Here is a 12315-nt window from a genome sequence, read left to right on the forward strand (position 1 = left end):
TCACTGAAATGCCCGGTAAAGTCGCTCCTCGTGCGTGTCATTGCAGGCACTCCGCTACCTGAGATTGGTTCATGACATTGCGCTCCCTTGCCCAGCTGCGCCTCCGACCCGGATTCTGGCTCCTGATCGCGATGCTGGTGACGGCCGCCGCCTATCTGCCGGGCGCCAGGGGTGGCTACCTGTTCGACGATTTCCCGAACATCGTCGACAACGACGGCATCCACATCACGAACTGGTCCGTGCCGTCGCTCGTGTCGGCTGCGTTGTCGTCCCCGTCAAGCGAGTTCAAGCGCCCGCTGGCCTCGCTGACCTTCGCGCTCAACTACCTGCTGGGCGGGCTGGATCCCTTTGGCATGAAGGTGACGAACATCGTCATCCATCTGCTCAACGGACTGGTTGCCTTTGCGCTGCTCCGCCTGTTGTTCGCTGGGGCGATGCGCACGCCGACGCGCAACGACGGCATGAATGCCATGATCGTCACGGCGCTGTGGCTGGTGATGCCGATCAACCTCACGGCGGTGCTTTACGTCGTCCAGCGCATGGAGAGCCTTGCCAACCTGTTCGTCCTGATTGGCCTGCTCGGCTACACGATCGGGCGCCGCCGCATGATTGCCGGAAGGAAGGGCTTCGGGCTGGCGGCATCCAGCCTGATTGGCGCCACCGCGCTCGGCCTGCTTGCGAAAGAGACCGCGATCCTCACTCCGCTGTATGCGGGATTGCTCGAATGGCTCGTCCTCGGCTTTCGCGCCTCCTCCCTGACGCCGGCACGCAGGATCAGCCGCAAGGTCGTCGGCCTCTTCGTCGTGGTCCTCGCGATCCCCTTCCTTGCCGGCGCGATCGTGGTGGGCCCCGCGCTGTTTGCCCATAGCACTTGGGCACCACGCAGCTTCACGATGCAGGAGCGACTTCTAAGCGAATGCCGCATCGTCGTCGACTACATCATCTGGACCGTGCTGCCGACGCCGTCGGATCTGTCGTTCTATCACGACGACTTCATAACYTCGACGGGCTGGACCCAGCCCTGGGCGACCCTGCTGTGCGCAGGGGTGCTAGCCGCCGTCGTGGTTGTCGGGATCGCCTTGCGTAAACGCATGCCGTTGTTCGCACTGGGCACCGGCTGGTTCTTCGCCTGCCACGTGCTTACCGCCACGATCATCCCGCTCGAACTGATCTACGAGCATCGTAACTACTTCTCCAGCCTGGGCCTCGTACTCGCCCTGGTCGCTTTCCTGCGCGGGGTCGGCAACCCCGAAGCTCAGCCCATGGCTGGCCGACGCGGCGGCACCGTCATACTGGCTGTGCTGGGTGCCTATCTGCTCGCGATGACGGCATTCACGGCGACCCGCTGGGCGACACCGCTCTCGCTGGCACAGGAGCTGGCGAACCGGGCACCGATGTCACCCCGGGCGCAGTACGAACTCGGCCGGACGTACATCATCACGTCCGCCTACAAGCCGGACTCTCCCTTCATCACGCCGGCATACCGGGCACTGGAACGGGCAGCGGCGATGCCGCGATCGTCGACGCTTCCCGAGCAGGCCCTGATCTTCTTCGCGTCGAAGATGGATCGCCCCCTGAAGGACGAGTGGTGGCAGTCCATGGAGGCCAAGCTGCGCGCCAACCCCGTCGCAGTCGAAGACGAAAGCGCCATCATGTCGTTGTCGACCTGTGCGCTGCAGAAGGGCTGCGATCTTCCAAACGACAGGCTCCTTGCCGTGTACCTGGCCGCGCTCTCTCATCCGGCGCCGCATTCGCGCTTGCTGGCGGCGTATAGCGAGTTCGCGTGGGCGGGACTGGGCGACCGGCCGCTCGGCTACGCCATGATCCGCAAGGCGACCGAGGTCGAGCCTTCGGAGCCGGCCTATCACATCACGACGCTGCGTTACGCCATCGCCATGGGCGACCTCGCCACCGCCAGGGACCAATTGGCGCGACTGGAGCGACTCAATGTCGGCGGACGCCTGCGTACGCAGATCGGTCAACTCCAGGCACAGATCGATGTTGCGAGCACCACATCCGTGACACCGCCCCAATCGTGATGCGCAGGGCTCCGCACGCCGCATGAATATCCTGATGACCAGTACCTCGTATCCCACGGACGCCGGCGACTGGCGTGGTGTGTTCATACGCCATCTTGCCGCCGCGATCGGCAGGCGCACAGATGCCTCCCTGAGGCTTTGGGCACCTCCCGGCGAACTCCCGACCGAAGTGTCGTACGCGGCAACCCCGGAAGAAGCGGCCTGGCTACGGAAGCTCATGGAAGCAGGCGGGATCTCTCACTTGATGCGAAGCGCCGGCTGGCGCGCCGCTGGCCAGCCCGTGCGTCTTCTCCACATGCTGCGCCAGTGCTACCGCCGCGAGACGGCGACCGACCTGTATCACGTGAACTGGCTGCAATCCGCGCTGCCGTTGCCACGCGACGGCAAGCCCGCCGTGATCTCGGTCCTTGGAAACGATCTCAACCTGCTGCGCCTTCCCTTCATGCGAAGCTTGCTTCGTCGCTCCATGCGCGGGCGTCGTGTCGCCCTGTGCCCCAATGCCGAATGGATGGTTCCAATCCTTGAGAAAGCCTTCGGTGACCTGGCCTTGGTGATCCCAGTCTCGTTCGGCATCGACCAGCGCTGGTACGACATCGCCCGCCAGCCGGCCGACCCGGCACGCTGGATTGCGGTGACGCGGTTGACGGCCAACAAGCTCGGCCCTCTGGTTGAATGGTCCAAGCCGTTATTTGAAGGAAAATCGCGCGAGCTTCATCTGATCGGCCCCATGCAGGAGACCGTGTCGTTGCCGCCTTGGATCCACTACCACGGCGCGGCATCGGCCGATGAACTGGCCACTCGCTGGTTCCCGATGGCGCGCGGCCTTATCACGCTAAGTCGCCATGCCGAAGGGCGGCCGCAGACGATGCTGGAAGCGCTAGCCTCGGGACTGCCGATCATCGCCTCGGACATGCCGGCGCACGCCAGCATCGTCGAGCATGCCGAAACGGGTTTTCTCTGCGACAGCCCGGCCACGTATGCCGCCGCGATCGACGCCCTCGAGAATGACGACACCCAGGCCCGCATCTCGACCAACGCGCGCGTATGGGCTCGCCAAATGTTCGGCACGTGGGACGATGCAGCGACACGGTACGCAAACGTCTACGCCCGACTGCAGGCGCCTGTCCGATGACACCGCATGTTCTTGTGACGGGCGCCGGCGGCTTCCTCGGTCGGCATGTGGTCGCAGCACTCAGTGCGCAGGGTGTCGCGGTGCGCGCCGTCGCCACCCGTGGCGACACACGCTCCGACCTCGCCGAGTGGCATGTCCTCCCATCGCTCACCCATGCCCCATGGGCGGACTTGCTCGAAGGCATCACCGCGGTCATCTATCTGGCAAGCGCGTCGACACCCGGCAGTTCCGCCGGCCGGCCGACATACGAAGTCACGGACCATCTGCTCCCGCTCGCCGAACTGCTCCAGGCATTGCAGGCCAGCCCGAGCGTACATCTGGTCTACGTCTCGTCCGCGGGCTCGCTATACAGCCCCATCGATCATCACCCGTCGACCGAGAGCGATCTCATCGCGCCGCGTTCTTACCACGGCGCTACCAAGGCCGCCGCGGAGGCTTTCGTCGGCGCATGGAGTGCGCAATTCGGCGGCTCCGCCACGATGCTTCGTCCGTCCAACATCTATGGACCCGGGCAGCCGGCACGGCGGGGTTTCGGCGTCATACCGCAGGCATTCCAACACATGCTCGAATCGACCCCCATGGATGTATGGGGCGACGGGTCGCAGACGCGCGACTACATTTACGTCGACGACATGGTGTCGCTTTGCCTGGCAGCCAGCGCCGCGCCGCATCGGGAAGGCGTGCACGTCATCAATGCCGCGAGCGGTGAGAGCACGAGCCTCAACGCGCTGTTCGAGATCATGGAGCGTGTGAGCGGACGAGACCTGCCCCGCATTTACAAGCCACCTCGCGCCGTGGATGCCACGCATGTCGCTGTCGACCCGTCGGCCGCGTTGCGTCTCTATGGATGGCGCGCAGCGGTGTCGCTCGAGCAAGGCATCGCTGCCACCTGGCAATGGTTCCGCCACCGGGACGCATGAGCATGGCCACCGACTCGCGTTGCACGGTATGCATCGCCAACTACAACGGGCGCGCCCTGCTGGCCGACTGCATCGAGTCGATTCTTTCGCAAGGTCTTGGTGATCAGGTGGACATCCTCGTTCACGATGACGCCTCGACAGACGACTCGGTCGATTTCCTTCGCGAGCACTATCCGCAGGTCCAGATCATCGCAAGCGAGACGAATGTCGGCTTCTGCATCGGCAATAACCGCATGGTCGCCGCCGCCGGCACGCCCTTCGTATTGCTGTTGAACAACGACGCCGCGCTGATGCCGGGCGCCCTCTCCGCGTTGCTGGACGTCTCGTCGACGACGACCGAGGAAGTGGTACTCACGCTTCCCCAGTACGACTGGCAGAGCGGCGCCCTGGTGGATCGTGGCTGCCTGCTCGACCCCTTCTACAACCCCGTGCCGAACGAAGATATATCGACGGATGAGGTCGCCATGACGATTGGCGCGTGCCTGTGGATCCGTCGCGCGTTCTGGGACGAGATCGGCGGCTTTCCGGCGTGGATGGAATCCATCGGGGAAGACCTGTACCTCTGCTGCGTGGCGCGCCTGCGCGGCGCGCATGTCAGGGCGCTGGCCACGAGCGGCTATCGCCACTGGCAGGGAAAAACTTTCGGCGGGAACCGCGCAGGTGATCGCTCGCTATCGACGACCCTGCGTCGGCGCCGCCTCAGCGAACGGAACAAGACGTTCGCCATGGTCACCTGCACGCCGGGCATCGGCGTCTGGCCGCTCCTTGCCATGCATCTGTGCATCCTGGCCATCGAGGGGGTGGCACTTGCCCTGGTCCGCCGCAGTTGGCACATCTTCCGTGATATCTACCTTGCCGTACCGCTGGCACTGATTCACCACCGAGGAACGCTGATTGCACAGCGCAAGGTGAACCTTGCCGATCCTCGTGTCATGCCGAGCCGCTATTTCAGTGTGTTCCGCCTCGTGCCGCGAAAGCTGACGATGCTGCTGCGTTACGGCTGGCCACGCGTGACGCGATAACCCGCCCATCGACGCCGCACCTCGGTGCGGACATCCGCGGCAGCCCAGGCGGCACAGCCCAGAATGGACACGCCGGCGACACCCAGCCACATCCAGCCACCCAGGCCCGAGGCCTCGCGGGGGCCTCCCAGGCGCCACGACAAGCCGACGACGGTAGCCGCCAGCAAGGGCGGCAGCACATCGGTGGCATACCAGCGCCGCTGCTCGCCCTGAAGCAGGCGTCGATGCATGAGCGGAACGACGACCACCGCGTAACCCGTATTCAACGCCAGCCACGTGAGTGCGGCGGCGATCGCACCGTAACGGGGGACGAAAACCACGAGCGCGGGGACCACGAGCAGAATGGCGACCACGTTGACCCGGATGGTCAAGCCGGTCCACCCCGCCGCCAGCTGCAGGAAATACGGCAGGGTCATCATGCCATTGAGCATGCTTCCGACCGCCAGGATCGCCACAAGCATCTGCACCTGCTCCACCGTGGCGGGATCGCGTAGCCACAGCATGAGCAGCGGGTGCCCGAGGAAGACGAGAAACGCCGTGGCGCTGCCGAGGAGCACGCTGACGAGCTGGCACGCCATGTGATAAATGCCCGAGAGCTCGGGCGACTTAGCCGCGTAGGCCTGGGTGAATCGTGGGTAGAAGGCCTGGGCGATCGGCGTCACCAGACCTAGCGGCGTCTGTGCCACGACCACGGCGAGCGCGTAGTAACCAAACGCATCCAGGGACAGCAGACGCGTCAGCAACACCTTGTCCAGATTGCTGAGTACGACCGACATACTGGCCACGATCATCGTTCCCGCGGCGAATCGCCATGCCGCACTCAACGGCGCGAACGAGAACGTGCGCGGTCCAGCGTAAGCGGGAAGCCACACATAAACGACCGCAGCGAACGCGATGACCGTGGCTACTGCGGCGCCCAGCTGCCAAAGGAAAAAAGCCGTGACAGTCGGCGATACCCACGCGACGATGGCGAAGGCGCCCGCGTTCCGCAGCGTGGCCGACGCGGCGAGCACGCCGTTAAGCACGACTTGCCTCTGAAGCCCGATAAGAGCGCTGCGGTAAACGTTCTCAACCAGCCGGAGTGCTACCAGCACACCCATCACACGCAACGCGACGATCACATCGGCAACAGCCAGGTCGCGTGTTTCCAGCCAGTGCGCCGCCAGCCAGGGACTACTGAAGCACAGCACAGCCGCGACAACGACCGCAAGGACACCGACCACCCATTCCACGCTCCGCAGCAGTTGCCGACTGTCGCGGGCTCCGTCTTCAGGCTGGGCTTGCAGGCGTGCGAGTTCACGACTGACCGTGGGCGCCATACCCAGATCGATCAGCGTGAGCAAGCCGATGAGAAGCGCAAACACGCCGACAATGCCGTAGCCCTCGGGCCCGAGGTAGTGCACGTAGGCCGAAACAAAGGCCACGTTCATCAGCGCGCTCCAGCCGGCGCCGATGTAGTTGGCAACGATGTTTCGGCTGAGGCTCACCCTCAGCGCGTCGCGATGCGGCGCAGGTAGGCGTTCGGCCAGTAAGTCACGCGCTCCTGAATGCGCCCTTCGTTGAACGGGAACGTGGGCTCCTCGAGCACGAAGTCCGGGCGCTCTGCCAGGAAATCCTGCACGGCATATTGGGGATTGTTGGTATCCCAGTCCGGCGACGTGCGCTCGCCACCGACGACGTCCTGCATGATGCCGTCGCAGGCCACGATGTACGAGCCTTCCGAGACCATATCGCCATAGGCACGAAGCTCGTCAAGTACGTGCTGGCGTGTGTGGTTCGAGTCCAGCAGCACGAGCACTTTCTCGCCCGTGCGGATGCGCGATCGGACGTCCGCCACGATGGCCGGATCGACCGACGAGCCTTCGATCATCTCGATGCGGCTGACCATCTCATGCGCCTCGATGGCAGCGCGATTGTGCGGACGGATCTCGATGTCGACACCGATCACCCGACCATGATTCATCGCGGCCATGAGGCCGGCGTAGAAGATGAGGCTGCCGCCGTGCGCGATTCCGGTTTCCAGGACCACGTCCGGACGCAGGGCGTAGATAAGCTCCTGGATGCGGATCATGTCCTCCGGCAGCTGGATGATCGGCCGACCCATCCAGCTGAATCCGTAGACGTACTTGGCGTCCCATCCACTGCGCAGCCAAGCCTTGGTGATCGCGCGAAACGCGTCGGGCGAGCCGATGGCCATTTCCGTTGTGCCGTCCGCGCCTTCGATCTGCACGAGGCCGCGTTCCATATCGATTTTAAGCATTGAAGGATCTTCCGAACGTTTGGGTCAGTGATGCGAGCGCGGGCGGCACGGAAAGCGGCTCGAAGCCGAACTCCGTCCGCAAGCGGGTGATATCGATGGGTGGCGCCATGGTGGTTGCAGCATCGGCGGCGACGTCGACCGTCGCGCCTGAAACCTGAAGGATCGGAGCGAGCACTTCCGCATGTTTCAGGTTGATGCCGGACGCGAGGTTATAGCAGGAGGCTGTACCCTCCACGGCGATCCGTGAAAGCATACGCACGACATCCTCGACCAGGATGTAATCCTTGGAGGAATTCAGGGCTGATCGCAGCTGCACCGATCCGTCTCGCCACGCGGCACGAATCAGGTCGAACACAAAGTTGGTCGAACGAAAATCTTCGCCAATCACGTTCGATAGCCGGGCCACCCGAACCTTGTCGCGTCGCGAGCGATGACAGATCGCTTCGCCCATAAGCTTGGTGAGGTCGTAGAGGTCTTCGGGATCGGCGGGCTGCACGCTGATCGCCGCCTCCTCCGTGGTGTCGGACGCATGGCGGTAGATCCGTGTCGACGACAGGTAGAGGAAAGAGCTGAATTCGCACTCGCGAAGCAGTCGGGCCGGCAGTGTGACATGGGCCTGTAGCGTCTCGAACGGACGCTCGCGGAAATCGGCGGTGATGCCGATGGCATAGATAATGTGCCCCATCGGTCCGGAGGGGATTTTATCGTCGCGCGACAGGGCGACGACATCCGCGCCATCGGCCCGCAGCGCCTGGACAAGCGCACCTCCGATGAATCCGCCCGCACCGAAGATCGTGAACTTCACGTGCGCTGCCCCATCAACCGCAGTGGATTGCCGCCGTAGATGCCGTAGGGCTCCAACTCCCCGCGTACCACTGAGGCGGCCGCGATCACGCAGCCCTGGCCAATCCGGGCACCATCGAGCAAGACGCAGTTCGCCCCGATCCAGACATCGTCGCCGATGATCAGGCCGCCTTTGGATGGACCGAAACCCTGGGATACGATTGGCACGTTACGATCGGCATACGCGTGATTGACGGGTGCGAAGGTGCAGTTGGCGGCAACTGCGACGTTCTCGCCGATCGTGATGCCATTGCCGGAGTACAACACGCAGCCTGCATTGATCGTGCTGCCAGCACCAATCACGACGTCGCCCGAGCCGCCGGCTGGCTTGATCTTGACGAACGCATCGATCGTCACGCGGGGGCCCACGACGATTCGGGTACCGCGCACGGAATCCTCGATGTCGGCCAGCGCCGACACGCGCGCGGATGGGTCGATGATGATCATGCGTCGAACACGCTCAGAGCCGGAATGGCGGTAACGAATCTGCCGCCCCACTCACGAACGTAAGACAATTGGGCCGAAAGCTCCGTACGCAGGTTCCATGGCAGGAGAACGAGGTAGTCCGGACGACGTGTTCGGAGGACGTCTTCACCGACGATCGGTATGCGGCTGCCTGGGAGATAGCGCCCCTGCTTGTGAGGGTTGCGATCGACGACGAAGTCGATGAGATCCGGGCGGACGCCCGCGAAATTGATCAGTGTGTTGCCCTTGGCCGCGGCACCGTACGCTGCCACGGTCTTGCCCTGCCGGCGCGCCTCGATCAGAAACGACACGAAGCCGTCCTTCACACTTTCCGCCACGGACTGGAAATCGCGGTAGAAAACGTCGTCGTCCATGCCTGCCTTCAGCTCGCCATCAATCACCCGGGCCACATTCGTGGTTACCGGACGATTCCCTGTCGCCGTTCGCTGAGCGAAGACACGCAGGCTGCCGCCGTGTGTCGGCAGCTCTTCCACATCGAACACATCCAGGCCATTGCTGCGAAACACGCGCTCGACGGCAAGCAGGGACAAATAGGAATAGTGCTCGTGGTAAATGGTATCGAACTGGCGCTCACGGACCAGGTTCAGCAGGTGCGGAAACTCGAAAGTTGCCACGCCATCGTCGGCGAGCAGCACGGTGAACCCGCCGACGAAATCGTTGATGTCCGGCACGTGGGCGAGCACATTGTTCGCCGCCATCAGGGTGGCGCGGGGCCCTTCGGCAACTAGCGCCGTCGCCTGCGCCACGCCGAAGAAAACTTCGGCAATACGCAGGCCCCGAGCGCGTGCGGCGATGGCCGTGCTTGCCGTCGGCTCGATACCCAGGCAAGGCACGCCCCGATCGTGGAAGAAGCCCAGCAGCGAACCATCGTTGGCGGCGACCTCCACTACGAATGAATCGCTGCCAATGCGGAAGCGTGCCTGCATGGCGTCCGCGTAGCGCTCGCAGTGCGCCAGCCAGCTGGTCGAAAAACCGCTGAAGTATGCGTACTCGGCATCGAACAGTTCGTGCGCCTCGGCGAAATCCTCGGTCTGCACGAGCCGGCAGACAGAGCAAACAAGGACCGTCAGCGGAAACCATTTCTCCGGTCGCTTGAGCGCCTCGAAGGAAAGATACGCGTTCGACGGCGGCGCGCTACCGAGGTCGATCAGGGTTTCGGTGAGCGGCTCACCACAGTGCCGGCACTTCACGGCGGGACTCCTTTGAAACGTTCGGCAATCGGCGGATGCCCCGCGTCACGCTCGGACAGCAGGGTGATGTCGAGAGGCCACGAAATGCCGACCGCTGGATCGCAGGGGTGGACTCCCGCTTCCGCGTCCGGTCGATAGGCCTGGCTGTGCACGTAGATCATTTCGCAGTCGTCGTCGAGGGTCTGGAAGCCATGCGCGAACCCCTCGGGGACGCGCATGAAGCGTTTGTTCTGTGCGCTCAATATCTCGCCGTGCCATTGAAGAAAGGTCGGCGACGCGGGACGGATGTCGACCACCACATCGAAAACCGCGCCCCGGACGCAATGGACGATCTTGACTTCGGCATACGGATCGCGCTGGAAGTGCATGCCGCGGAGCGTGCCGCGTGCCGAGGTCAGCGTACGGTTTACCTGCGCGACGCGCGATACCCCAAGGAGGCCCTCGAGCCCATCGTCATCGTAGAGCCGCTCCAGCATGCCGCGCGCATCGCCGATCGGCTGGCGTTCGAACACGCGCAACGACGGCAGTGGCTCCGCGATGACAAGAAACCGATTACCGGACATCAGAGCCCCCCAGGTACGCAGCGATATGGGCCTGCGACACGCGCTTCATGTCGTCACCGGCAAGCCAGCGCCGTTGCCATGCCACCGTCGCATCGAGCGCCTGATCCAGCGACCAGCGGGGTTGCCAGCCCAGCTCGCGGGTCACAGCGCCGCTGTCCAGCGCCAGCAGGCCGGCTTCGTGAGGTTGTGGGCCGTCGTCGAGTTCGACGCTCGCCCCGTCACCCCACATGACAGCAAGGCGCCGGGCGACGTCGCCGACCGTCGCCTCGTCGTCCGGACGCGGGCCAAAATTCCAGGCACGGGCGGCGTGTGCTGCGTTTGCGCCGGCCAGCCTTTCGGCAAGGACCAGGTACCCAGCAAGTGGTTCCAGAACGTGCTGCCACGGCCGACTTGCCGCGGGGAAACGCAGGTGCACGGGCTCACGCTGCGCGAAGGCGCGCATGCAGTCCGGGACGAGGCGGGCCGTGGCCCAGTCGCCGCCGCCGATCACGTTGCCGGCACGGGCCGTGGCGATGTTCGGGCCATGGCCCGCGCGGAAGAAACTGTGACGGTAGCTGGCAGTGACCAGCTCGGCAGCCGCCTTGCTGGCACTGTAAGGGTCATCGCCGCCCAGGGCGTGGCCTTCTACAAAAGGCCGGCCCGCCCCGTCGTTGGCGTAGACCTTGTCCGTGGTGACCACCACGATGGCCCGAACGCCCGGCAGGGACCGTGCCGCTTCGAGCAGGTGCACCGTACCCATCACGTTCGTCGCGAAGGTATCCACCGGGCGGACATAGCTCTCGCGAACCAGTGGCTGCGCGGCGAGATGCAGGATGATGTCCGGCTCGGCCGCCACCAAGGCTTCGGCAAGTCGTCCGCGATCGGCAAGATCCGCGCGCGTGTCGCTCGCGAGCCCATGCCGGATGCTGGCGACATCGAACATTGACGGGCCCGGGTCGGGATCAAGGGCGTAGCCGTGCACGCGTGCGCCGAGCGCATGAAGCATGAGCGCCAGCCAGCCGCCTTTGAACCCGGTGTGACCGGTAAGAAAGACGGAGCGCCCGTTCCAGGCGTCGCCGTGCGGGTTTACCAGACCTTCCATGGCGCCTCACCCGATGCCCACAGTTGCTCCAGCAGCGTTCGCTCGCGCAGCGTGTCCATGGCCTGCCAGAACCCGCCATGTTCGAAGGCTTCGAGCTGATCGGCCGCGGCGAGCGCGTTCAGCGGGCCCACCTCCCAACTGGTCGCGTCACCCTCGATCCGATCGAGGCAGGAAGGTGACAGGACAAAGAACCCACCGTTGATCCAGCCGCCATCACCGTCAGGCTTTTCGGTGAACCCAGCGACCGACGACCCGTGCATGCGCAGGGCGCCATAGCGACCCGGCGGACGTACCGCGGTGACAGTGGCTTCTTTGCCGTGATGCCGATGAAACGCAATGGATGCCGAGATATCGAGATCGGCCACACCATCGCCGTACGTGAAGCAAAACGCCTCCTCGCCCGCGAGATAAGGCGAAACGCGCTTGAGACGTCCCCCGGTCATCGTGGCATCCCCCGTATCGACCAGGGTCACCCGCCACGGCTCGGCATGGCGTTCGTGGACTTCCATGCGATTGTTGGCGATGTCGAACGTGACATCCGAGGTATGCAGGAAGTAGTTCGCGAAGTATTCCTTGATCAGGTAGCCCTTGTACCCGCAGCAGATGATGAACTCGTTGACGCCATGCGCCGAGTACATCTTCATGATGTGCCACAGGACGGGCTTACCACCGATCTCGATCATTGGCTTCGGACGCAGGTGCGTCTCTTCCGATATCCGTGTACCCAGTCCACCTGCAAGGATGACCGCTTTCATACGTTGTCCCGATTCGAAGTGATG

12 protein-coding genes are annotated in these 12315 nt (G+C 64.1%); 4 read left to right on the forward strand and 8 right to left on the reverse strand.

The features are described 5' to 3' along the window. The first annotated feature begins 71 nt into the window (after positions 1-71). From AC1DYM_RS05165 to AC1DYM_RS05180, 4 genes are read left to right on the forward strand one after another with little or no spacing between them, the layout of a single operon-like run. Positions 72-2039: a hypothetical protein gene (locus AC1DYM_RS05165; RefSeq protein ID WP_477336604.1), complete on the forward strand. Its 1968-nt coding sequence runs from the start codon at positions 72-74 to the stop codon at positions 2037-2039. Positions 2040-2073: 34 nt separating this feature from the next. Continuing rightward, positions 2074-3171: a glycosyltransferase family 4 protein gene (locus tag AC1DYM_RS05170; RefSeq protein WP_477336606.1), complete on the forward strand. Its 1098-nt coding sequence runs from the start codon at positions 2074-2076 to the stop codon at positions 3169-3171. Further along, the gene (locus AC1DYM_RS05175) at positions 3168-4091 is read left to right on the forward strand and encodes an NAD-dependent epimerase/dehydratase family protein (protein ID WP_477336608.1); all 924 of its coding nucleotides are present in this window, start codon (positions 3168-3170) and stop codon (positions 4089-4091) included. Before AC1DYM_RS05170 ends, AC1DYM_RS05175 begins: the two co-directional genes overlap by 4 nt. Before the next feature lie 2 nt (positions 4092-4093). Then, positions 4094-5113 (forward strand): glycosyltransferase family 2 protein, encoded by a 1020-nt coding sequence (locus tag AC1DYM_RS05180; RefSeq protein ID WP_477336610.1) that lies wholly within the window; start codon positions 4094-4096, stop codon positions 5111-5113. On the opposite strand, the gene AC1DYM_RS05185 is transcribed toward AC1DYM_RS05180, so the two are convergent. Genes AC1DYM_RS05185 through rfbF form a run of 8 tightly spaced genes read right to left on the reverse strand, consistent with a single transcriptional unit; the run spans position 5086 to position 12291 of the window. After that, positions 5086-6600, reverse strand: coding sequence for a lipopolysaccharide biosynthesis protein (locus AC1DYM_RS05185; RefSeq protein WP_477336612.1), 1515 nt, complete (start codon positions 6598-6600; stop codon positions 5086-5088). The two genes, AC1DYM_RS05180 and AC1DYM_RS05185, sit on opposite strands and share 28 nt — an antisense overlap. A 2-nt stretch (positions 6601-6602) precedes the next feature. Then, entirely contained in the window at positions 6603-7373 is a 771-nt protein-coding gene (locus AC1DYM_RS05190) for a cephalosporin hydroxylase family protein (protein ID WP_477336614.1), read from the reverse strand. Then, positions 7366-8178, reverse strand: coding sequence for an NAD-dependent epimerase/dehydratase family protein (locus AC1DYM_RS05195; protein WP_477336616.1), 813 nt, complete (start codon positions 8176-8178; stop codon positions 7366-7368). Before AC1DYM_RS05195 ends, AC1DYM_RS05190 begins: the two co-directional genes overlap by 8 nt. Then, a complete protein-coding gene (locus tag AC1DYM_RS05200; protein WP_477336618.1) occupies positions 8175-8663 on the reverse strand; it encodes an acyltransferase in 489 nt (162 codons plus the stop codon). The genes AC1DYM_RS05195 and AC1DYM_RS05200 overlap by 4 nt, the downstream gene beginning before the upstream one ends. Then, positions 8660-9892, reverse strand: a complete 1233-nt coding sequence (locus AC1DYM_RS05205; RefSeq protein ID WP_477336620.1) for a methyltransferase domain-containing protein — start codon at positions 9890-9892, stop codon at positions 8660-8662. Before AC1DYM_RS05205 ends, AC1DYM_RS05200 begins: the two co-directional genes overlap by 4 nt. Next, positions 9889-10455 (reverse strand): dTDP-4-dehydrorhamnose 3,5-epimerase family protein, encoded by a 567-nt coding sequence (locus AC1DYM_RS05210; protein ID WP_477336622.1) that lies wholly within the window; start codon positions 10453-10455, stop codon positions 9889-9891. Before AC1DYM_RS05210 ends, AC1DYM_RS05205 begins: the two co-directional genes overlap by 4 nt. Then, entirely contained in the window at positions 10445-11536 is a 1092-nt protein-coding gene (gene rfbG / locus AC1DYM_RS05215; RefSeq protein WP_477336624.1) for a CDP-glucose 4,6-dehydratase, read from the reverse strand. Before rfbG ends, AC1DYM_RS05210 begins: the two co-directional genes overlap by 11 nt. Continuing rightward, positions 11521-12291 carry a glucose-1-phosphate cytidylyltransferase gene (gene rfbF / locus AC1DYM_RS05220; protein WP_477336626.1) on the reverse strand — a complete coding sequence of 257 codons (771 nt, stop codon included), beginning with the start codon at positions 12289-12291 and terminating at the stop codon, positions 11521-11523. The genes rfbG and rfbF overlap by 16 nt, the downstream gene beginning before the upstream one ends. Positions 12292-12315 lie beyond the last annotated feature (24 nt).

This window comes from Luteibacter sp. P1_D3 (genome assembly GCF_056406135.1).